Here is a 20,601-nt window from a genome sequence, read left to right on the forward strand (position 1 = left end):
GGCACTCGTCATCGCGAGTAGTCGGCTACTCGAATCGTCTCCACTCAGGCATCGAGCGGTGGCTGCGTCGCCACCGACGACGCGATCGTCTCGATGTCGGAGTCCGGTCCCCGGGAGAGCACGCCGATCCGGACATCGCCGAAGTCGGCGATCCAGAACTTCTTGCCCTCGGAGGTCTCGTAGGTCACCCACTGCCGGCCACCCGCTTCGCGGGTACCGGTGCCGGTGGTGTCCGCGTACTCGTCACCGCTCCCGCCGAGGTACGGCACCAGCAGGTCCTCCGAGGCGTCGGTCTGACTCAGCTGCACATAGGCCTTGCTCGCACTGAGCCAGCCGACGGTGCTGACCCGATGTCCCTCGATCGCATCCGACGAGCCGGAGTTGGGCTTCCATCCTTCGGGTGTGGGCGGCCGGCGGATCGGGAACGGCATCTGCCGGGCGTCGGCGTCCAGTGCGGTGACCACGTCGAACGCGGGCACCTTGCTGTCTGCGGGGTCCTGATTCAAGCCGACCGAGCAATTCCCCGACGCGATCGCCACCAATGCACACAGCGCGATCAGCGGCACCAACGACCAGAACATGTCCTTGCCGTTGATGAGAATGCGCGGTTTGTCTGCCATGTCGCCGAGTATCCCACTACCAGGGTCAGTCACCGAACGGCCGGTGTGACATGCAAGGATGGTCCCTGAGATCACCGCCACACCCACGGATCCCAGGGGCTGCGACCCACTGAGATCGGGGCCACACATGAGGAGCCGAAGCCCATGACAGCCAGCAACCACCAGGCACCCGATCGCAACCTCGCGATGGAATTGGTCCGTGTGACGGAGTCGGCTGCACTCGCGGCCGGCCGCTGGGTGGGTCGCGGTGACAAGAACGGCGGCGACGGCGCGGCGGTGGACGCGATGCGCCAGCTCCTCTCGACGGTCTCCATGCGCGGCGTCGTCGTGATCGGCGAGGGCGAGAAGGACGAGGCGCCGATGCTGTACAACGGCGAAGAGGTCGGCAACGGCGAGGGCCCCGACTGCGATGTCGCGGTCGATCCCATCGACGGCACCACCCTGATGGCCGAGGGCCGCCCCAACTCGATCTCGGTGATCGCGGTCAGCGAACGCGGCACCATGTACGACCCGTCGGCCGTGTTCTACATGGACAAGATCGCCGTGGGTCCGGACGCCAAGGGCGCCATCAACATCAACGAGTCGGTCGAGTGGAACATCAACTCGGTCGCCAAGGCCAAGGGCATCGACGTCGCCGACCTCACCGTCATCGTCCTCGACCGGCCCCGCCACGCCGATCTCATCGGCGAGATCCGCCAGGCCGGCGCCAAGATCCGCCTCATCTCCGACGGTGACGTCGCCGGCGCCGTGGCGGCCGCCGACGACTACTCGACCGTCGACATGCTGATGGGCGTCGGTGGCACCCCCGAGGGCATCATCACGGCCGTCGCGATGAAGTGCATGGGCGGCGAGATCCAGGGCAAGCTGTGGCCCCGCAACGACGAGGAGCGCCAGAAGGCCATCGACGCGGGTCACGACCTCGACCGGGTCCTGACCAACGACATCCTGGTGAGCGGCGAGAACAGCTTCTTCTGCGCGACCGGTGTCACCAACGGCGACATGCTGCGCGGCGTCACCTACCGTCCCAACGGTGCGACCACTCGTTCGCTGGTCATGCGATCGAAGTCGGGCACCGTCCGCCGCATCGAGGCCGTCCACAAGCCGGCCAAGCTGCGCGAGTACGCCCGCATCAGTCTCTGACGCCCGGCGTCGACCTCTGACACACCGAGCAAACGGCCCCGCGTCGGGGAGCTGCGACCGTGATCCATCTCACGAGTCCGGTCACCTCTGACGTGGGGCCGTTTTGCTGGGGCGATACGATCCGGTGCGTGAGTAAACCACCCTCAGCCCCCGAGTTTCTCTACTCTGATCTGCTCCCCATCGGCGCCGACGAGACCCCCTACCGACTCATCACCACCGAGGGTGTCTCGACGTTCGAAGCCGGCGGACAGACGTTCCTCAAGGTGGAGCCGGAGGCGATCCGCAAGCTCACCGCCGAGGCCATGCACGACATCAGCCACTACCTGCGCCCGGCCCACCTCGCGCAGCTCCGCAAGATCATCGACGACCCCGAGGCATCGGGCAACGACCGCTTCGTGGCCCTCGACCTGCTCAAGAACGTCAACATCTCCGCCGGTGGCGTCCTGCCGATGTGCCAGGACACCGGCACCGCGATCGTGATGGGCAAGAAGAGCGAGGGCGTGCTGACCGGCACCGACGACGCCGAGGCGATCTCGAGGGGTGTCTACGACGCCTACACGCAGCTCAACCTGCGCTATTCGCAGCTCGCACCGCTGACCACGTACGACGAGAAGAACACCGGGACCAACCTCCCGGCCCAGGTGGAGATCTACGCCACCGAGCAGGGCCCCAAGGGCCCGGAGTACAAGTTCCTGTTCATGGCCAAGGGTGGCGGGTCGGCCAACAAGTCCTTCCTGTTCCAGGAGACCAAGGCCATCCTCAACCCGAAGTCCATCCTCGAGTTCCTCGACGAGAAGATCCGCTCGCTCGGCACCGCGGCCTGCCCGCCCTATCACCTGGCCGTCGTGATCGGTGGCACCTCAGCCGAATTCGCGCTGAAGACCGCCAAATACGCCTCCGCGCACTACCTCGACAACCTGCCGACGGAGGGTTCGATGTCGGCGCACGGCTTCCGCGACCTCGAGCTCGAGGACGAGGTCTTCAAGCTGACCCAGTCCTTCGGCATCGGCGCCCAGTTCGGCGGCAAGTACTTCTGCCACGACGTCCGCGTCGTGCGTCTGCCCCGCCACGGCGCGTCGTGCCCGGTGGCCATCGCGGTGTCGTGTTCGGCCGACCGGCAGGCGCTCGGCAAGATCACCGCCGACGGGGTGTTCCTCGAGCAGCTCGAGACCGACCCGGCCGAGTACATGCCGGCTGCCGGTGTGGCGGAGGACATCTCGGGCGGCGAGGTGGTCGAGGTCGATCTCAACCGCCCGATGACCGAGATCCTGGCACAGCTGTCGCAGTACCCGGTCAAGACACGCCTGTCGCTGACGGGCCCCCTGGTGGTGGCCCGCGACATCGCTCACGCGAAGATCAAGGAACGCCTCGACGCCGGCGAGCCGATGCCCGATTACCTGCGCGATCACCCGGTGTACTACGCCGGTCCGGCCAAGACCCCGGAGGGCATGGCCTCCGGTTCGTTCGGTCCCACGACCGCCGGCCGCATGGACTCCTACGTCGAGCAGTTCCAGGCCGCCGGCGGCTCGATGGTCATGCTGGCCAAGGGAAATCGTTCCAAGCAGGTCACCGAGGCGTGCAACTCGCACGGCGGCTTCTACCTCGGCTCGATCGGCGGCCCGGCCGCCCGACTGGCGCTCGACTGCATCAAGAGCCAGGAGATCATCGAGTACCCCGAGCTCGGAATGGAGGCAGTGTGGAAGATCGAGGTCGAGAATTTTCCGGCCTTCATCGTTGTTGACGACAAGGGCAACGACTTTTTCACCGACCCGAGTGGGGCCGTCAACGTCCCGCTGAGCGGCATAAGGATTCGATCGAAGGAGTAGAACACCTATGACCGAGGCACAGGGCAAGAACGAGGCACCGGACAAGCAGGAATACCGCACCGAGCACGACACGATGGGCGAGGTGCAGGTGCCCGTCGATGCTCTGTGGCGCGCCCAGACGCAGCGGGCGGTGGAGAACTTCCCCATCAGCCATCGCCCGCTGGAGCGGACGCAGATCCGCGCCATGGGCCTGCTGAAGGCGGCCTGCGCCACGGTCAACAAGGATCTGGGACTCCTCGACGCGGAGCGGGCCGACGCGATCATCGCGGCGGCCACCGAGATCGCCGACGGCAACCACGACCACCAGTTCCCGATCGACGTCTTCCAGACCGGGTCGGGCACGAGTTCGAACATGAACACCAACGAGGTCATCGCATCGATCGCGAAGGCCAACGGGGTGGACGTGCATCCCAACGACCACGTCAACATGTCGCAGTCGTCGAATGACACGTTCCCGACCGCCACGCACGTCGCGGCGACCGAGGCCGTCGTCACCGACCTCGTCCCGGCGCTCGACCATCTCCGGAAGGCACTGTCCGACAAGGCAACCGAGTGGCGTGACGTGGTCAAGAGCGGCCGCACACACCTGATGGACGCGGTGCCGGTGACCCTCGGCCAGGAGTTCGCCGGGTATGCACGGCAGGTGGAGGCCGGCATCGAGCGCGTCACCGCGACCCTGCCGCGTGTCGGCGAGCTGCCCATCGGCGGCACCGCGGTGGGCACCGGACTCAACGCGCCGGCCGGCTTCGGCACCAAGGTGGTCGCCGAACTCGTCCGCCGCACCGGCGTCGAGGAACTCTCGTTGGCCAAGGACAACTTCGAGGCGCAGGCCGCCCGGGACGGGCTCGTCGAACTGTCCGGTCAGCTGAAGACGATCGCGGTGTCGCTCACCAAGATCGCCAACGACGTCCGGTGGATGGGCTCGGGACCGCTGACCGGCCTGGGCGAGATCCTGCTCCCCGACCTCCAGCCGGGCAGTTCGATCATGCCGGGCAAGGTCAATCCCGTTCTGCCCGAGGCGGTCACGCAGGTGGCGGCCCAGGTCGTCGGCAACGACGCGGCGGTCACCTGGGGCGGCGGCAACGGCGCCTTCGAACTCAACGTCTACATCCCGATGATGGCCCGCAACGTCCTCGAGTCACTCAAGCTGCTGGCCAACGTGTCCCGACTGTTCGCCGACCGCTGCATCTCGGGATTGCAGGCCAACGTCGACCGTCTCCGCACCCTGGCCGAGAGCTCCCCGTCGATCGTCACACCGCTCAACAGCGCGATCGGCTACGAGGAGGCCGCCGCGGTCGCCAAACAGGCCCTCAAGGAGGGCAAGACGATCCGCCAGACCGTGATCGATCGGGGCCTCGTGGGCGACAAGCTCAGCGAGGAGGAACTCGACGCGCGCCTCGACGTTCTCAAGATGGCCAATCTCGACCGGGAACGCTGAGTACGGCCGGGCCATGACGAACCTGAAGGCGTTCCCCACGGACTGGCAGACCGCACTCGTCCTCGTCGCCCACCCCGACGACCCGGAGTACGGGATGGCGGCAGCGGTCGCGCGATGGACCGGTGAGGGCAGGCGGGTGGTCTACGCGCTCGCCTCCAGCGGCGAACGCGGCATCGAGGGAATGTCACCGGCCGAATGCGGACCGCTGCGCGAAGCCGAACAGCGCGCCTCCGCGTCGATCGTCGGCGTCGACGAGGTGGAGTTCTGGGGGTTCCCCGACAGCGACATCCGTAACACCCGCGAACTCCGGGCGAAGATCACCGAGACCATCGAACGCATTGCGCCGCAGGTGATCCTGTCATTGTACGGGGGTCCCGAATGGGCCCCCGGCCAGCCGAATCAACGCGATCACATGGAGTTCGCCGCGGCCGTGCTCGACTCCTACGACGCCCTGGTCGCGGCCGGATACGACGAGGTGCCCGCGTGGTTGTTCGAGAACGGTCCGGCCGCAACGCATGCGGTCGACGTCGACGAGCAGTTCGAGGTCGCCGTCCGGTCTCTCGCCGCGCACGATCGCTACCTGTCGGTCCTCGACCCGGACACCTCGGTCCTCGATCAGGCGCGCGCCCAGATCGACCGGGCGACGGCACCGCAGGACGGCGCCGACGGTGTGCGCACGGCGGGCTTCGAGCTCAAACGACCCATCAACATGTGACCTTCGGCCTCTCGCGAAACGTTCGCCGCCAGGAGAAAGTGTGAGGGTCAGTCTCTCGAACCCCCGAGAGTCTCCTCCAAGTACGTAGGAGGTGACCGGTCATCACTCTCACCGGTGTTCTCGTCGCATTCCTCGCAGCCTTCGCCGTCTGCGCTCTCGTCGGGCTCTCCATCTGGCTCGTCGTTCTCTTCGGCCTCCTGTCGGGAGTGCAGGCCGTGGCATGGGTGACCGAGCGGACGTCGGCCTGGCGATTGCCGGCCGACCACGACACCGGTCAGTGGGCCGGCCCCACCACCTGACCCGACGGGACGTGAACCTACGCGACGACGCGAACTAGAGCGGAACGGTCCACCGCACGGACAACCCGTGGCCCGCCTCGGGGGTCGTCAGGGAGAAGGTCCCGCCCAGTTCCTCGGCCCGGCGCCGCATGTTGGTCAGCCCACTCGCGGTGACGTCCCCGTCCAGTCCGACGCCGTCGTCGGTGACCTCCACGACCAGATCGTCGGCGACCGAGATCGCGACCGTCAGCGTCGTGGCGTGTGCGTACCGGACCGCATTGCTCAATGCCTCGCGTACCACCGCGATCACCTGGTCGGCGAGTCGCGGCTCGACGATCGACAGCGGTCCCGCCATCCGCACGTGGGTCTGTATCGGCAGATCGTCGACCTGCTGATCGATCGTCTCCTGCACTCGTTGACGGAGACGTGTGGTCTCGGATTCTTCCGCCTGCAGATCGAAGATCGTCGAGCGCACGTCCTGCACGATGTCCTGCAGATTGTTGATGGATCGCGTCAGCCGGGCGCGGATCTCGGGTGACTGGGTGCGCTGCAGCGTCGCCTGTAGCGTCAGCCCCTCGGCGAAGATCCGCTGGATCACGTGATCGTGCAGGTCGCGCGCGATTCGTTCGCGATCCTCCAGCACCCGCATCTGCTGGGTCTGGTTGGCCGCGCTGGCAAGCTGGAGTGCCAGGGCCGCCTGATCGGCGAAGTCCGCGCTCAGGCTCAGCAGGTCCTCTGCGAACGCGTCGCGTCCCTTGGACCGCAGGGCGATCAGCACTCCACGGGTCGACTCCACCGTGCGCAGCGGGGCGACCATGACCGGACCGTGCCGTATCGAGGAGTGCCCGGAGATGTCGTACTCGAGTTGGTCACGCAGAACCGGCTGGCGTCGCCGGAAAGCGTCGCCGGAGGTCGAGCCCCTGGTGGGCACGATCCGCCCGCGGAAGACCTCGGCGTCGATCCCCTCGGCGACCGTGACGACGAGTTCTTCCACCGATTCAGGCGGCATCTCGTGGTCGTGGGGTTCGGCGATGCAGACCAGGTCGGCGTCGGCCAGTGTGAGCACCTTGCGGGCAATCGCCTCGAGGACCTCCTGGTTGTCGGCACCCGTCAGCAGCTCTGCGATGATGTCCCGATTCGCCTCGATCCAGGCGAGCTGTGTCTGCGCCTGCTCGTAGAGCCGGGCGTTCTCGATCGCGATGCCCGCCGCCGCCGCCAGTGCCTGGATGACGAGTTCGTCGTCCTCGGTGAACAGTGCACCGTTCTTCTTCTCGGTCAGGAACAGGTTGCCGAAAATCTCGTCACGTACCCGGATCGGGGCGCCCAGGAAGGTGGTCATCTGCGGGTGATTCGGCGGGAAACCGACCGACGAGGGATGCTCGGAGAGGTCGTCGAGCCGCAACACCCGCGGGTCGTCGATGAGCAGGCCCAACACGCCGCGTCCCGTCGGCACGTCTCCGATCTCGGTGCGGACCTCCTCGCTGATGCCCTGGGCGAGGAAGGCCGAGAGGTCGTATCCGCTGCCGAGAACGCCGAGCGCGCCGTACTCGGCGTCGACCAAGCGGATTCCGGCGGCGACGATCGACTCGAGAGTGGTCTCCAGATCGAGTTCGGAACTCACCGACAGCATGGCTTCGAGCAGACCGTCGATGCGGTCTCGGACATCGGCGATCTGCGTGATCCGGTCGCTGACCTCACCGAGGAGATCACGCAATCGCTTCTGCGACAACGCATTCTGTAGTTCGATAGACCTCGCGCCACGTTCCGGGAATTCGCGGACCATATTCTGGATGATATACCCTGCGGTCCGTCGAGTATTCGGTTGAACAATTCTCGACAAATGACTTCGAACCCCTCGATCAGTAAGTCCCGCACCGCAATTGGATATTCCGTGAACCGTCGCATCAGTGGTGAAACGGACATTCCGGATATGCGCGAATCTGCCGGTCCGGGCAATTCGGGTGAAACACGTCTGGGGTCGTCCTACAATTCGTCTCAGCGACACCCGCGCAGGAGGGAGATGTGGCCGATGATCTCGGTTTTCCTCGTCGATGACCACGAGATCGTCCGACGGGGTCTCGTCGAACTCCTGGACCACGATGACGGTGTCCGGGTGGTCGGCGAGGCGGCGACCTGCGCGCAGGCACTGGCCCGCGTCCCCACCGTCAAACCCGATGTGGCCGTCCTCGACGTCCGCCTGCCGGACGGCAACGGGATCGAACTGTGTCGCGAGCTGCTCAGCCGCGTCGACGGCCTGCGCTGCCTCATCCTGACCTCGATGACCGACGACGAGGCCATGATGGACGCGATCCTCGCCGGCGCCAGCGGGTACGTCATCAAGGACATCACCGGCATGGAGCTGGCACGTGCCATCACCGATGTCGGCGCCGGCCGTTCGCTGCTCGACAACCGCGCCGCCGCGGCCCTCATGGACCGGTTGCGCACCCAGCGCGAGAAAGAGAAGAAGCCCGGCGACGCATTGAGCGAGCAGGAGAGCACTCTGCTCGCCCTCCTCGGCGAGGGGCTGACCAATCGGCAGATCGCCGCGCGGATGCACCTTGCGGAGAAGACCGTGAAGAACTACGTTTCCCGGCTGCTCGGCAAACTCGGCATGGAACGCCGTACGCAGGCAGCGGTGTACGCGGCGAAAGTGGCGCAGCGGGGCAACGGCCGCTGAGCTCCACGCTCTCTACCCCGCCGCCTCGAGCGCAAACGTGTCATTGGTCCCCATTCTGGGGACTCTTTACCCGATGACTCGCCCCTCGCCGAGGTCTGTACTGAGGAACGGAAGCCAATGCCGGGACACCCCGGCGCTCGGTGCGTGACCTCCAGAGGGGACAGCCGTGTGACCGCGTCCAGATTCACCGACGGGCCCGTTGTCGTCGGCATCGACGGTTCCGCCACCGCACGCGCGGCGGCACGCTGGGCCGCACGCGACGCCGCTCTCCACCGGTCCGAGATCGAGATGATCGCCTCGGCGAACCTGTCGGCCGACGAGCCGCACGTCCTCGATCCGCTTCGGGACCGGTGCGAACATGCGCTGGCGGAGGCCCGCCGGGTCGTCGAGGATTCGACCGACACCCCCGACCCGTTGAAGATCACGACCCAGGTGGTCGACTCCCCGCCGATCGCCGCCCTGCTCGACGCCTCGGATCGGGCGCGGTTGGTCGTCGTGGGCAACCGCGGGCACATGGCCGGACATCGGGTGGTTCTCGGGTCGGTGACCACCGCCCTCGCCGAGTACTGCAGATGCCCGTTGACGGTCGTCCGCGACACCCCAGCGCATTGGTCTCAGGCGAACGTCGTGGTCGGCACCGACGGTTCCCCGGGCGGACGCCGCGCGGTCAGCGCCGCATTCGCCGCAGCTGCCCTGCGCAGCGTGCCGGTCACAGTCGTCCACGCCTGGTGCGACGCCGACGTCGCCGACATGTCCGTGCCGTGCACGGTGTCCGACTGGCCGACCCATCGGAGCCGAGCCGACGCCTGGCTCGATGATGAACTGGCCGAGGAACGCCGCCGATATCCCCAGGTCACCATCCGCTGCGCGGTAACCCGGGACCGTCCCGCACGCGCACTTCTCGACCACGCCCAAGCAGCCCAACTGCTCGTCGTGGGCGCCTGCGGCCGCGGCGGATTCGCCGGCATGAGACTCGGCTCGACGAGCCTGTCGGTCCTGCGATCCGCGCGGTGCCCGGTGATGGTCGTACCCCACGACCGCTGAGCCGCGGATCGGGAATGGCGGATCAGGCAACCATGTGCCATTCGGCCCTATGAGACCCACATCACATCCGGTGACACTGAAGTGGTCGTTCGTCCAAGTCGCGAGTCCGCCGACGACGCGACGACAGGGCCCGAATCGAACCCAGCCACAGAGGTCCCGTCATGACAGTCATCTCCCCGTTGGCCGCCGAAACCGAGGGTTCGGCCGACCGGTACTGCGACAGCTGCGGACGCAGCTTCGTCACACGATCGCCGTTGTCCCAGACCGACCGGGACGACTGGGCCAGGGTCAACGGCTGGCACATCGGGGCCGACGAGACCTTCTGCCCTGCATGCCGGCAGGCGCGCCTCGAGATCAGCGATCCGTGAGATCCGGCGGCGGTGTCTTCAGCCGCCGAGCCCGGCGCCGAGACCCAAGAGGGACGGCACCGCGCCGACCAGCTGCGACAGCAGGCCGGTCAGCTCATCGGAGGCAGGAAGGTCGGGAGTCGACGGCGTGGCACCCGGAGTTGTTTGAGGGGTTGCTCCGGGCGCCTCGCCGGTCGGCGCGCCCTGGTTCACGCCGATCGTGATCTTCGGGTTCTTCGCCGGGTCGAGCCAGACGAGGACCTTCTTCATCAGCTCGCGTTCGATGGCGACGCAGCCCATCGTCGGTTCGTTGTTGGTCACGTGCAGGAACATCGCCGACGCCTTGCCGGGCGTGCGCTGCGGGTTGTGCGCGATGTTGACGGCGTAGTCGTAGACCGGACCCGAGTTGTACAGGTTCTCGCTGTCACCGCCGGGGCTCTGCGCCTGACGCACGTGGGTGTTGTAGGTCGGTGACTTGGGATCGGAATCCCACCAGTCCTGCTGATCGACCTTGATGTAGGGCATTTTGGTACCCGGGTTCTGCTGACGACCGAACGCCTGGTCGAGCGGGAACGTGCCCTGCGGCGTGCGGTGCACGTTGTCCTGCGGTTCGCCCATGCCCAGGGAACCGAGGAAGGCCTTGCCGGGCCCGAGAACCGGCTTCCAGCTGCCGTCGGCGCCCTTTTCGAAGGCCGTGAGGGTGGCAGTCGTGTCCGACGCCTTGGGCGCGGTCACCACGATCATCTGGCCGGTCGCCCCGCCGGCACGCTCGACGCCGCCGGGCGCATCTGCGGAACCGCTGTCGCCGGACAGCTGGTCGAGCACGTCGTCGAGCACCGGGATGCCCAGTCCCGTCGCCGCTCCCGGTCCCGTCGGACTCCCCGGAGTGGTCGGGGTGGTCGGCTCCGGCTCGGCGAAGGCCTGACCCGCGCCACCGGCACACGCGGCGAGCACCGCTATCACCAATAGTCCCAGAAGTCTCATTCGCCTCATCAGTAACTTCAGCACCACACCAGTGTGACAGTGCGCAAGATCTCGTGAGTCACGTGATGGTCACGGTGCAATGAGGATCAGATCAAGCATCCCGACCTCCGACCTCATTCCGGCCGCCGAGACGACTGTCGATTCTCGATGGAAAATCAACGATGATCCATTGCTCGCCGCGCAGGACAATGCGTCGGAAGACCAATTGTTCAACCACGTCCTGGGTAATTCACCGAGCTTTCCTTTGCAGGAACGAAACAAAATCGTTAGCGTCGGAAATGACGAAAGTCGATCAGCGACATCGTCGATCGGAACACCACCGACAAAGGAGAAACAATGGGTTCCCTCGAGAACATCGAAGTTGTGACAGCCCTCATCGATCTGCTCAAGGCGCTCAGCGGCGTCGACGGCGGCGCAGCCTGATCGCGCCCGAGAGACCGGTCCGCCACTGAGCTTCGCAGCGTGACAACGCCGCGAACACAGCGGTGGACCAGACGGAAGGCCGCGCCGATTCCCTCCCCTCAGCGAATCGTCGCGGCCTTCCTTCTTTTCACAGCCGATTGTCAACAGGTAGTTCGCCAGCCCGCTACGCTCCCGGCGCGGACACACCCCGCCCGCTCGCTACGCTCCCGGCGCGGACACACCCCGCCCGCTCGCTACGCTCCCGGCGCGGACACACCCCGCCCGCTCGCTACGCTCCCGGCGCGGACGGCCCGAACTCCTCCAGCATCTCCGTCACCAGCGCTGCGATCGGCGACCGTTCGCTACGGGTGAGGGTGATGTGCGCGAAGAGCGGATGCCCCTTCAGCTTCTCGATGACCGCGGCCACGCCGTCATGCCGGCCCACTCGAAGATTGTCGCGTTGCGCGACGTCGTGGGTGAGCACCACGCGCGATCCCGATCCCAGTCGCGACAGCACCGTCAGCAGGACGTTGCGTTCCAGCGACTGTGCCTCGTCGACGATGACGAACGAATCATGCAGCGACCGGCCGCGGATGTGCGTCAGCGGCAGCACCTCCAGCATCCCGCGGCTCAGCACCTCCTCGATGACCTCCGGTGAGGCGAGCCCCTCCAGGGTGTCGAACACCGCCTGTGCCCACGGACCCATCTTCTCGGCCTCACCACCCGGGAGGTAGCCGAGTTGCTGGCCGCCGACCGCGTACAGCGGCCGGAACACGACCACCTTGCGCTGGGTCCGGCGTTCCAGGACCGCCTCGAGACCGGCGCACAGCGCCAGCGCCGACTTGCCGGTCCCCGCCTTTCCGCCGAGCGAGACGATGCCGACGCTGTCGTCGAGGAGCAGGTCGAGGGCGACGCGCTGTTCCGCGGAACGCCCGTGCAGACCGAACGCCTCCCGGTCTCCCCGCACCAGCTGCACGCGCTTGTCCGGATTGACGCGACCGAGGGCACTCGACGACGGACTGAGAAGGCGGATGCCGGTGTGGCAGGGCAGCTCCCTGGCCTCGTCGAGGTCGATGACGCCGTCGGCGAACAGCGCGTCGATCGTCGAGGTCTCGACGTCGAGTTCGGTCATCCCCGACCACCCGGAGACCACCACGTCCTGTGCGTGGTACTCGTCCGCGGCCAGACCGACCGCGCCGGCCTTCACCCGCAGCGGGGTGTCCTTGGACACGAGGGTCACGTCCTTGCCCTCGGCACGCAGGTTCAGCGCACAGGCCAGAATCCGGGAATCGTTGCTGTCGGTGCGGAAACCGGCCGGCAGGACGGCCGGATCGGTGTGGTTGAGCTCCACCTGGAGGGTGCCGCCCTCGTCGCCGATCTCGATCGGCAGATCGAGCCGGCCGTGTGCCAGCCGCAGGTCGTCGAGCATGCGCAACGCCTCACGCGCGAACCAGCCGAGCTCGTGGTGGTGACGTTTGCCCTCGAGTTCGCTGATGACCACCAGTGGCAACACCACTGAGTGCTCCGCGAAGCGCATGACCGCCCAGGGGTCGGACAGCAGCACGGAAGTGTCGAGGACGTAGGTGCGTGTGGTCACGTGGGGCTCCTACGTTCATGCGGCGCCCGCACAAACCAGTTCTCGCAGTTGACCGGCCGGTCGAAGTCCGTTGCCCTCGGCGTCAGCCGAGGTGGACGAGGACCGGGGCCGGCCCCCTCGCGTTGCTGCTGCAATCCACGAATCGAACCTCCCGGACGAACCGCTTCCCCGCGGTCCGTACTCGACAACGTACGCGTTGGATTCGTGAGCGGCGCGCCCGAATCAGGTGTGTCGGCGTGAATTTCGCGTTAACCGCAGTATCGTCTGCTCCAGGGACGCAAACGGCGCCACCAGGACATTCGTCGTCCTGATGGCGCCGTGCGCGCGTTCTGGGAGCCGTTGGGCCGCGTCTAGCCGCGAGCGCGCGAGAGGATGCGCTGGCGCGCCGCCTCGGCCTCCTCGCCCAGCCCCTCCACGGAGTCGAGCTTGACCGCGTCGGCGAGGGTGGCGGCGATGTCCCGCCAGGTGTCGGAGTTCTCGTAGTCGGCGATCAGTGCGCGCTCGGCCTCGAAATCATCGATGTCGTGACCGATGGCCTCGGCCCGGCCCAGCGCCAGCGCGGAGTCGATCGCGATGACGGTGGCGTCCTGATCGGCGACGACGCCGGCATTGAGGAACGCACCGAAGGTGTTGGCCTGCTGCTGGTCGTCGGCCGAGATCTTGGCGAGGATCTGCACCAGGACGTCGTCGGCGGCGACCGCCGACATCCGCTTGATGAAGCTGACGCACTGGTTCTCGTGCACGGCCATCAATGCGAGCACATCCAGCGGGCCGAGCGGGTCGACCTGCTCCGGGGTCTGCCGGTAGCCCTTGGTGACGTGGACGAGTCGCCGGTCCTCGGCGTCCACCGGGTCGATCGCGCGGCGCACGACGAGGTAGTCGCGCAGCACGATGGAGTGCCTGTTGTCCTCCGCGGTCCACACGCCGATCAGCTGACGCCACTCGGAGAAGGCCGGGAAGTGCTTCGCCAGCACGCGGTGGTACGACGGCAGGTTGTCCTTGGTGAGGAGGAGCGCCAGCAGCCCGGCACGTGCCTCGTCGGACAGCGTGGCCTGCGACGGGTCGAAGTCGTCTCCGCCGAGAAACGCGAAGTTGCGTCCGTCGTCCCACGGCACCCAGTCGTGCGGGTTCCACGGGCTGGCGGCCGACTGGTGGTCTTCCGCGATCTCGGGAAGAGCCTTCTCGAGCGCGATGATCAGGTCGTCTTCAGTGAGTGCGTTCATCGCTGCAAGGATACGGAGCCCGCTCGACGGTGGGCAATCCAGGTCAGATCCGAGCCGAGTCAGATCCGACTCATCAGTCCCCACTCCTCGAGTCCCTCGTAGAGCGGGAAGTCGAGGGCGAGCTTCGAGACACGGCCGCGCAGCGTCGAGACGTCGGCCGACGAACCGGCGGCGAGCGCCGTGGCGATGATGTCGGCGACCTCGACGAACTGCTCGTCGCCGAAGCCACGGGTGGCCAGCGCGGGCGTTCCGATGCGAAGACCCGAGGTGACCATCGGCGGGCGCGGGTCGAACGGCACCGCATTGCGGTTGACGGTGATGCCGACCTGGTGGAGCAGATCCTCGGCCTGCTGTCCGTCGAGGTCGCTGTTGCGCAGGTCGACGAGCACGAGATGGACATCGGTACCGCCGGTCAGGACCGACACGCCTGCCTTGGCGACGTCTTCACCGGTGAGGCGGTCGGCGAGGAGCTTCGCACCGGAGAGGGTGCGACGCTGGCGGTCGGCGAATTCCTCGGTGCCGGCGATCTTCAGTGCGACGGCCTTGCCGGCGATCGCATGCATGAGTGGCCCACCCTGCTGGCCGGGGAACACCGCCGAGTTGAGCTTCTTGGCCCATTCCTGCTTGGCCAGGATGATGCCGGAGCGGGGGCCGCCGAGTGTCTTGTGCACGGTCGAGCTGACGACGTCGGCGTGCGGGACCGGCGACGGGTGCAGACCGGTGGCGACGAGTCCGGCGAAGTGCGCCATGTCGACCCAGAGGTGGGCGCCGACCTCGTCGGCGATCGAGCGGAACGCCTCGAAGTCGAGGATGCGCGGGTAGGCGGACCAGCCGGCGACGATGACCTTCGGCTTGACGTCGAGGGCGATCTTGCGCACCTCGTCCATATCGATGCGGAAGTCCTCCTTGCTCACGCCGTAGAAGGCGTTCTCGTAGAGCTTGCCGGAGAAGTTGAGTCGCATGCCGTGCGTGAGGTGACCGCCGTGGGCGAGGTCGAGACCGAGCATGGTCTCCCCCGGCTCCATCAGGGCCTGCAGCACGGCCGCGTTGGCCTGCGCGCCCGAGTGGGGCTGGACGTTGGCGAAGTCGGCGCCGAACAGTTCCTTGGCGCGGTTGCGGGCGATGTCCTCGACCACGTCGACATACTCACAGCCGCCGTAGTAGCGGCGTCCCGGGTAACCCTCGGCGTACTTGTTGGTGAGCACGCTGCCCTGCGCCTGCAGCACCGCGCGCGGCACGAAGTTCTCCGAGGCGATCATCTCGAGAGTGTCCCGCTGACGGCTGAGTTCGCCGTTCATCGCGGCGGCGACGTCGGGGTCGAGCTCCGCCAGGGACATCGAGTTCACGGATGACGAGTTCGCGGTCATGTCGTCAAGTCTAGGGAGCCCCCCTACTCATCCCCTAACCCGGCACCAGCTCACGCCGCAGGCTCGCCGGGATGAGAGGTTCGTCGAGCAACCGCCCGAAGGCCGCGGCGCGGTCGTCGGCGGCGTCGAGCCAGCTGTCGAGCAGCTGGTAACCCTCGACGTAGGTGCTGATGTATGCACGCCACAGCGGTGAGGTGAGGAACCGCAGCATCTGGCGGGCCCGCTCGGGCGGCGCGAGCAACCACGTCTGCAGGAAGTCGGCCACCGAGTCGGCGCCGGCGTGCTGGTCGTGGAGCATCAGGGCCGCATCCTGTCGGACGGTCAGCAGCCCGGAGGTGGCGCGTCCGATGCGCATCGCCCGGTCGGCGTCGAAGCGCAGACCGAGGTCGGCGTAGATCTCCTGTGCCCAGGCCCCCCAGTCCTTGCCCATGATGGCCGTCAGGGCGTGGTCGGCGAGCCCCTCGGCCATGAGGCACTGCGGGGTGTTGACGAGGAAGATCGACTGCTCGTGCTGGCCGGCGCCGACGAGCAACTGTTCCTTGCGACAGTGCTCGGTGTGGTGGCCGGGGTAGGCCTCGTGAGCGATCAGGTGCGGAAGCGACGACATGTGCTGCGTGAGGTCGACGTTGATCGCAACCCGGGACCGGTAGTCGCCGAGGTAGTAGTTGAACCCCGACCACGGTTTGTCGGTGACGACCTCGAAGTCGACGATCTCGTTGTCCGGCAACGGGTATTGCGCGCGTACACGTTCCCGGAGGGCACCACTGAACGCCCGGACGCATTCGTCGACCTTCTCGGCGGGGATCTCGTCGGCACGACGATGCGCGGCGTAGGCGTCGCGCAGCTCGGTACCGGTGGCGTCACCGATGCCGAGCGCCTCGGCCAGTTCCGTGTGGGCCTGCCGGTAACGGTCGGCGTCGGCGAGGGCGATGTCGACGTCGAAATAGGCGCTGACCTCATCGACGAACGAGACGTCGTCGCCGGCGAACTTACGTGCCGAACATTCGAGCGCGCGCAGGTGGGCACCGATGAATTCCGCCCGGTCCGCGGGGAGATCACCGGGGAGGTCGGCGCGCAGGGCTCGCGCCTGTGCGGCCAGCTGCGCCGGGTCGGGTGCGGGTCCGTTGGCGATCTCGGCGCGCACCGCCGGGTCGCCGGTGAACGCGTCGACGAAGCCTTCTTCGAGCCGATCGAACGCCAGCCCCAGCCGCAGGTAGTCGGTGACGAGGTCGGGGTTCGCGTGGTCGTCCGGCATACCGGCACGTTACCGCGAGCAGACTCACCGCGTGGACCCACCGCGTCGCGGCCAGGGGTGGGCCCTAAGCTGTTACGCATGACGACCCGGGCAGCCGCGCGTACCACGACCCCGGAGCAGCGCTGATGGCCCGCAATGCCAGTGATCGGGACCCCAGCCTGTACCTGGAACTCGACCGCCGGCAGTGGCGCGAACTGCGTGAGTCGATGCCCCTCGTGCTGAACGAGTCCGAGCTCGCCGAGCTCGTGGGTCTCGGTGAGCAGATAGACCTCGACGAGGTCGCCGACGTCTACCTTCCCCTGTCACGTCTGATCCACCTGCAAGTCGCTGCGCGCCAACGACTGTTCGCGGCCACCTCGACCTTCCTCGGCGAACGCCAGGTCAACCGGCAGGTCCCGTTCGTCATCGGCATCGCGGGCAGTGTCGCGGTCGGCAAGTCGACGACCGCGCGCGTGCTCGCGGCCCTGCTCGCCCGGTGGGAGTCACATCCGAAGGTGGACCTCATCACCACCGACGGCTTCCTGCTCCCGACGGCGGAGATGCAGCGTCGGGGCATCTTGCACCGCAAGGGTTTTCCCGAATCTTACGACCGGCGCGCGCTGCTCAGGTTCGTGACCGAGGTGAAGTCGGGTGCTCGCGAGGTCGCCGCGCCGGTGTACTCCCACCTCGCCTACGACATCGTGCCGAACGTCTATCACTATGTGCGGCAGCCCGACATCCTCATCCTCGAGGGGCTCAACGTCCTGCAGACCGGCCCGACCCTGATGGTGTCGGATCTCTTCGACTTCTCCATCTACGTCGACGCCAGGATCGAGGACATCGAGGAGTGGTACATCTCCCGGTTCCTGCAGATGCGGACCACCTCCTTCGCCAACCCGGACTCCCACTTCCACGCCTACGCCTCGCTCACCGACAAGCAGGCGACGGCCGCGGCCCGGGACCTGTGGACCTCCATCAACCGGCCGAACCTGATCGAGAACATCCTGCCCACCCGGCCACGGGCCTCGCTGGTCCTCCGCAAGGACGTCGACCACTCCATCAACCGGGTGCGCCTGCGGAAGCTGTGAGCATCAGGTCCACCAGCTCGGCGCTGTTGCGGCCGGCGGACGCCCGGTCCGCTTCGCTGTTGGACAGGTGCAGGGCACCGATACCCATCGCGAAGATCCAGGTGGCCCGGATCGATGCGGTCTTCCGGTCCAGGCCTCCCATACTTTTTCGTATGTTACGTTTCGGCCCGTGGACTCCCCGACAGCCGGAACGGTCACGATCACCGACGAATTCATCGCCGCACTGGCCGAGCGCGCCGGTCGCGCAGAGGACCTACGGCAACTGCCCGCCGAGACGATCCAGGACGCGACCGACTCCGGCCTGTTGGATCTGTTGATCCCCAACCGGTTCGGCGGACTCGAAGCACCCTTCCCCGAGATCCTCGACCACGTCCGACGCCTGGCACACGGATGCACGTCGAGTGCCTGGACGCTGGGTTTCTACACGCTGCACGGCTGGATCACCGCACTGTTCGGCGAGGAGGCACAGAAGGAGGCGTTCGCCGATCGCCCGTACCTCGCACCGGCACCGCTGGCGCCGACCGGCACCGCGGAGCCCCGGGGTGCCGGTTTCTCGGTATCCGGACGCTGGTCGTGGGCCACCGGGATCATGGCGGCCAACTGGGTGATGGTGGGCGCCATTGTCACCGGCGACCGACCGGACGCGATCCTCGCGCTGTTGCCGATCAGCGACGCACGAGTCGACGACGTCTGGCACACCGACGGCATGCGGGCAACCGGTTCGAACGACGTGGTGATCGAGAACGCCTTCGTACCCGCCCATCGCACCGTCCGGGTCCGGGATCTGTACGCAGGCAAGACACCTGGCGCATCGCTGCACGACAACTACTCGTATCGCTGGCCGATGGTGCCTGCCCTCGCCCTGCTGGCCGCGATGCCCGCGCTGGGTACGGCCGAACGGGTCGCCGACCTGTACGCGGCACGACTCTCCGAACGGGTCCTCGCATACCAGATGGTCAAGCAGAAGGACAAGCCTGCGTCCCGAATTCGGCTGGGAGACGCGCGAATCCGACTACAGGCCCTCCGTGGTCTGCTCGCGGAGACCACCACGACCATCGACGGAATGCTGGCTGCCGGGGAGACCATCGACATCCGCACGCGTGCGCAGGCACGCCTCGCCGCAGCCCGGATCGTGCACGAGTCGAGAGCGGTGATCGGCACCCTGCTCGAGGCTTCGGGTGCCAGTGTGCACTTTCTCGACCACCCGATGCAGCGTGCACGCCGAGACGTCGACGTCCTGGCCGGTCACGTCGTCTTCGATTACGACGAGATCCGGGAGATCGCGGCATCTCTCGAGATCGGCATGGAGATCTCCCCGTTCGCCATGGTTTAGCGTCAGCCGACGGTCACCGACGCACGCCGCTCGTCGAGCCCGGCCGGGTAGCCGCCGGCGATCGCGATCCGGTTCCAGGTGTTGATCATCGCGATCGCGGCCACGAGCTGACCGGTCTCGACGGCTCCGAAATGCACTCGCACGTCGTCGAATACGTCGTCGGTGACCGCACGGTCGCCGAGCAGTGTCAGCTGTTCGGCGAGCGCGAGGACCGCGCGTTCGCGTGCGTCGAAGACCGGCCCGGCCTCACGCCATGCCGGAAGCATCAGCAACTTGTGCGGGTCGATCTGCGCGGCCAGCGCGTCCCCCGCGTGCATGTGCAAGCAGTAGGCGCAGCCGTTCAGCTGCGACACCCGCATCGAGATCAGCTCGCCGATCTCGGCGTCGACACCCGCCGACGACGCGCGCTGCAGGGCGACCAGCGCCTTGTAGACGGCGGGATTGTCCCGCGGAATCCACATGCGTGTCGACGGGCGCGTGCGAACACTCATCGCGCACTGCCCGCGGAAGCGTCGGCGCGGCGGGCCAGCCATTGCTCGAGTGTGGTCGGGGTGACCACGTCGGGGTTCGCCGGCACCAGTCCCCCGCCGCGGATCGCCGGCCCACCGACGGGCGCCCCGAGAACCCAGCGTGGCGATCCCCGCCTTGCCGCAACGGCTTTCGCCACCTCGACGAGACTCATCTCGGCGGGCCCGGCCACCTCGATCTTGCGGACCCCGCCCCCATTCGCGGGGACAGGCGCCGCGGTTGCCGTGTCCACGACCACCTTCGCCACATCCCCCGCGGCCGCGGGACGGCACCACATCTTCGGTACGACCGCGACGGGGCCGAAAGCCATTCTCCCCATCATCTGTTCGGCGAGTTCGAACCACTGCACCGAGGCCAGGATGGTCAGCGACGCCGGGTCGACGACATCGCGGTAGGCGGCCTCCTGGGCCGCTTTGCCTTGGTAGTAACCGAATTTCGCGTTCACCGCCGGATCGTCGGCGTTGACGATGGAGACGACGACAACGTGCCCGACCGCGGCTGCGGTGGCGGCCCTGCCGATGTTGTGCGCCGTCGTCCGGAAGAAGTCGACGGCCTTCTTCGCACTCAGCGTCTCGAGGCTGAGGCAATCGACCACCGTGTCGGCCCCGGACAGCGCCTGAGCCAGGCCATCACCGGTGTAGGCATCGACCCCGGTCCCCCGGTTCGCCCGTATCACCTCGTTGCCGCGCTCGGCGAGGATGTCCGCAACCCGGCTACCCAGTTCTCCGCTCGCTCCGACCACCACGATCTTCATCTCGCC

19 protein-coding genes are annotated in these 20,601 nt (G+C 67.2%); 9 read left to right on the forward strand and 10 right to left on the reverse strand.

The features are described 5' to 3' along the window. Nucleotides 1-44: 44 nt before the first annotated feature. Nucleotides 45-620, reverse strand: coding sequence for a DUF4245 domain-containing protein (locus BPODLACK_RS20580; protein WP_006434425.1), 576 nt, complete (start codon nt 618-620; stop codon nt 45-47). Between the two features lie 144 nt (nt 621-764). Between BPODLACK_RS20580 and glpX the strand changes: the two genes are divergently transcribed. From glpX to BPODLACK_RS20600, 4 genes are all read left to right on the forward strand, one after another. Continuing rightward, nucleotides 765-1,760, forward strand: a complete 996-nt coding sequence (gene glpX, locus BPODLACK_RS20585; protein ID WP_006434424.1) for a class II fructose-bisphosphatase — start codon at nt 765-767, stop codon at nt 1,758-1,760. Between the two features lie 128 nt (nt 1,761-1,888). Next, complete coding sequence (locus BPODLACK_RS20590; protein ID WP_006434423.1) at nt 1,889-3,586, forward strand: fumarate hydratase; 1,698 nt, start codon at nt 1,889-1,891, stop codon at nt 3,584-3,586. A gap of 7 nt (nt 3,587-3,593) precedes the next feature. Further along, complete coding sequence (locus BPODLACK_RS20595) at nt 3,594-5,024, forward strand: class II fumarate hydratase (protein ID WP_006434422.1); 1,431 nt, start codon at nt 3,594-3,596, stop codon at nt 5,022-5,024. A 13-nt stretch (nt 5,025-5,037) separates the two neighbouring features. Then, nucleotides 5,038-5,739: a PIG-L deacetylase family protein gene (locus tag BPODLACK_RS20600; RefSeq protein ID WP_159406098.1), complete on the forward strand. Its 702-nt coding sequence runs from the start codon at nt 5,038-5,040 to the stop codon at nt 5,737-5,739. Between the two features lie 333 nt (nt 5,740-6,072). Here BPODLACK_RS20600 and BPODLACK_RS20605 read toward each other — a convergent pair whose 3' ends face one another. Then, the gene (locus tag BPODLACK_RS20605) at nt 6,073-7,800 is read right to left on the reverse strand and encodes a GAF domain-containing sensor histidine kinase (RefSeq protein ID WP_159406099.1); all 1,728 of its coding nucleotides are present in this window, start codon (nt 7,798-7,800) and stop codon (nt 6,073-6,075) included. A gap of 246 nt (nt 7,801-8,046) precedes the next feature. Between BPODLACK_RS20605 and BPODLACK_RS20610 the strand changes: the two genes are divergently transcribed. The 3 genes from BPODLACK_RS20610 to BPODLACK_RS20620 all read left to right on the forward strand — a co-directional run bounded on the left by BPODLACK_RS20610 (nt 8,047) and on the right by BPODLACK_RS20620 (nt 10,106). Next, a complete protein-coding gene (locus BPODLACK_RS20610; protein ID WP_159406100.1) occupies nt 8,047-8,694 on the forward strand; it encodes a response regulator in 648 nt (215 codons plus the stop codon). A gap of 168 nt (nt 8,695-8,862) precedes the next feature. Then, the gene (locus tag BPODLACK_RS20615; RefSeq protein WP_159406101.1) at nt 8,863-9,738 is read left to right on the forward strand and encodes a universal stress protein; all 876 of its coding nucleotides are present in this window, start codon (nt 8,863-8,865) and stop codon (nt 9,736-9,738) included. A gap of 161 nt (nt 9,739-9,899) precedes the next feature. Then, nucleotides 9,900-10,106 carry a hypothetical protein gene (locus BPODLACK_RS20620; protein ID WP_159406102.1) on the forward strand — a complete coding sequence of 69 codons (207 nt, stop codon included), beginning with the start codon at nt 9,900-9,902 and terminating at the stop codon, nt 10,104-10,106. An 18-nt stretch (nt 10,107-10,124) separates the two neighbouring features. On the opposite strand, the gene BPODLACK_RS20625 is transcribed toward BPODLACK_RS20620, so the two are convergent. From BPODLACK_RS20625 to BPODLACK_RS20645, 5 genes are all read right to left on the reverse strand, one after another. Beyond that, nucleotides 10,125-11,069: a L,D-transpeptidase family protein gene (locus BPODLACK_RS20625; protein ID WP_159406116.1), complete on the reverse strand. Its 945-nt coding sequence runs from the start codon at nt 11,067-11,069 to the stop codon at nt 10,125-10,127. Between the two features lie 691 nt (nt 11,070-11,760). After that, nucleotides 11,761-13,068, reverse strand: coding sequence for a PhoH family protein (locus BPODLACK_RS20630; protein WP_006434415.1), 1,308 nt, complete (start codon nt 13,066-13,068; stop codon nt 11,761-11,763). A gap of 350 nt (nt 13,069-13,418) precedes the next feature. Beyond that, entirely contained in the window at nt 13,419-14,291 is an 873-nt protein-coding gene (locus tag BPODLACK_RS20635) for an acyl-ACP desaturase (RefSeq protein ID WP_159406103.1), read from the reverse strand. A gap of 59 nt (nt 14,292-14,350) precedes the next feature. Further along, the gene (gene glyA, locus BPODLACK_RS20640; RefSeq protein ID WP_328722828.1) at nt 14,351-15,658 is read right to left on the reverse strand and encodes a serine hydroxymethyltransferase; all 1,308 of its coding nucleotides are present in this window, start codon (nt 15,656-15,658) and stop codon (nt 14,351-14,353) included. Between the two features lie 34 nt (nt 15,659-15,692). Next, nucleotides 15,693-16,913, reverse strand: coding sequence for a DUF885 domain-containing protein (locus BPODLACK_RS20645; RefSeq protein ID WP_159406104.1), 1,221 nt, complete (start codon nt 16,911-16,913; stop codon nt 15,693-15,695). A 125-nt stretch (nt 16,914-17,038) separates the two neighbouring features. On the opposite strand from BPODLACK_RS20645, the gene coaA reads away from it, so the two are divergent. Then, on the forward strand, nt 17,039-17,980 hold the full coding sequence (gene coaA / locus BPODLACK_RS20650; protein WP_006434411.1) for a type I pantothenate kinase: 942 nt from the start codon (nt 17,039-17,041) through the stop codon (nt 17,978-17,980). On the opposite strand, the gene BPODLACK_RS20655 is transcribed toward coaA, so the two are convergent. Next, nucleotides 17,952-18,122 (reverse strand): hypothetical protein, encoded by a 171-nt coding sequence (locus BPODLACK_RS20655; RefSeq protein WP_157228250.1) that lies wholly within the window; start codon nt 18,120-18,122, stop codon nt 17,952-17,954. The two genes, coaA and BPODLACK_RS20655, sit on opposite strands and share 29 nt — an antisense overlap. A 27-nt stretch (nt 18,123-18,149) precedes the next feature. On the opposite strand from BPODLACK_RS20655, the gene BPODLACK_RS20660 reads away from it, so the two are divergent. Next, the gene (locus BPODLACK_RS20660) at nt 18,150-19,313 is read left to right on the forward strand and encodes an acyl-CoA dehydrogenase family protein (RefSeq protein ID WP_159406105.1); all 1,164 of its coding nucleotides are present in this window, start codon (nt 18,150-18,152) and stop codon (nt 19,311-19,313) included. Nucleotides 19,314-19,315: 2 nt separating this feature from the next. Here the strand turns inward: BPODLACK_RS20660 and BPODLACK_RS20665 are convergent, their stop codons facing one another. After that, a complete protein-coding gene (locus tag BPODLACK_RS20665) occupies nt 19,316-19,804 on the reverse strand; it encodes a carboxymuconolactone decarboxylase family protein (RefSeq protein WP_191834868.1) in 489 nt (162 codons plus the stop codon). Then, nucleotides 19,801-20,595: an SDR family oxidoreductase gene (locus tag BPODLACK_RS20670; RefSeq protein ID WP_159406119.1), complete on the reverse strand. Its 795-nt coding sequence runs from the start codon at nt 20,593-20,595 to the stop codon at nt 19,801-19,803. The genes BPODLACK_RS20665 and BPODLACK_RS20670 overlap by 4 nt, the downstream gene beginning before the upstream one ends. Between the last annotated feature and the right edge of the window lie 6 nt (nt 20,596-20,601).

The organism is Gordonia sp. YY1 (genome assembly GCF_009872315.1).
Lineage (GTDB): Bacteria > Actinomycetota > Actinomycetes > Mycobacteriales > Mycobacteriaceae > Gordonia > Gordonia amicalis.

Excerpts from the sequence above, each read along its gene's own strand:
- BPODLACK_RS20580 (WP_006434425.1), bottom strand. The coding sequence starts at position 620 with ATGGCAGACAAACCGCGCATTCTCATCAACGGCAAGGACATGTTCTGG.
- glpX (WP_006434424.1), top strand. The coding sequence starts at position 765 with ATGACAGCCAGCAACCACCAGGCACCCGATCGCAACCTCGCGATGGAA.
- BPODLACK_RS20595 (WP_006434422.1), top strand. The coding sequence starts at position 3,594 with ATGACCGAGGCACAGGGCAAGAACGAGGCACCGGACAAGCAGGAATAC.
- BPODLACK_RS20600 (WP_159406098.1), top strand. The coding sequence starts at position 5,038 with ATGACGAACCTGAAGGCGTTCCCCACGGACTGGCAGACCGCACTCGTC.
- BPODLACK_RS20605 (WP_159406099.1), bottom strand. The coding sequence starts at position 7,800 with ATGGTCCGCGAATTCCCGGAACGTGGCGCGAGGTCTATCGAACTACAG.
- BPODLACK_RS20610 (WP_159406100.1), top strand. The coding sequence starts at position 8,047 with ATGATCTCGGTTTTCCTCGTCGATGACCACGAGATCGTCCGACGGGGT.
- BPODLACK_RS20620 (WP_159406102.1), top strand. The coding sequence starts at position 9,900 with ATGACAGTCATCTCCCCGTTGGCCGCCGAAACCGAGGGTTCGGCCGAC.
- BPODLACK_RS20625 (WP_159406116.1), bottom strand. The coding sequence starts at position 11,069 with ATGAGACTTCTGGGACTATTGGTGATAGCGGTGCTCGCCGCGTGTGCC.
- BPODLACK_RS20635 (WP_159406103.1), bottom strand. The coding sequence starts at position 14,291 with ATGAACGCACTCACTGAAGACGACCTGATCATCGCGCTCGAGAAGGCT.
- glyA (WP_328722828.1), bottom strand. The coding sequence starts at position 15,658 with ATGACCGCGAACTCGTCATCCGTGAACTCGATGTCCCTGGCGGAGCTC.
- BPODLACK_RS20645 (WP_159406104.1), bottom strand. The coding sequence starts at position 16,913 with ATGCCGGACGACCACGCGAACCCCGACCTCGTCACCGACTACCTGCGG.
- coaA (WP_006434411.1), top strand. The coding sequence starts at position 17,039 with ATGGCCCGCAATGCCAGTGATCGGGACCCCAGCCTGTACCTGGAACTC.
- BPODLACK_RS20655 (WP_157228250.1), bottom strand. The coding sequence starts at position 18,122 with ATGGGAGGCCTGGACCGGAAGACCGCATCGATCCGGGCCACCTGGATC.
- BPODLACK_RS20665 (WP_191834868.1), bottom strand. The coding sequence starts at position 19,804 with ATGAGTGTTCGCACGCGCCCGTCGACACGCATGTGGATTCCGCGGGAC.
- BPODLACK_RS20670 (WP_159406119.1), bottom strand. The coding sequence starts at position 20,595 with ATGAAGATCGTGGTGGTCGGAGCGAGCGGAGAACTGGGTAGCCGGGTT.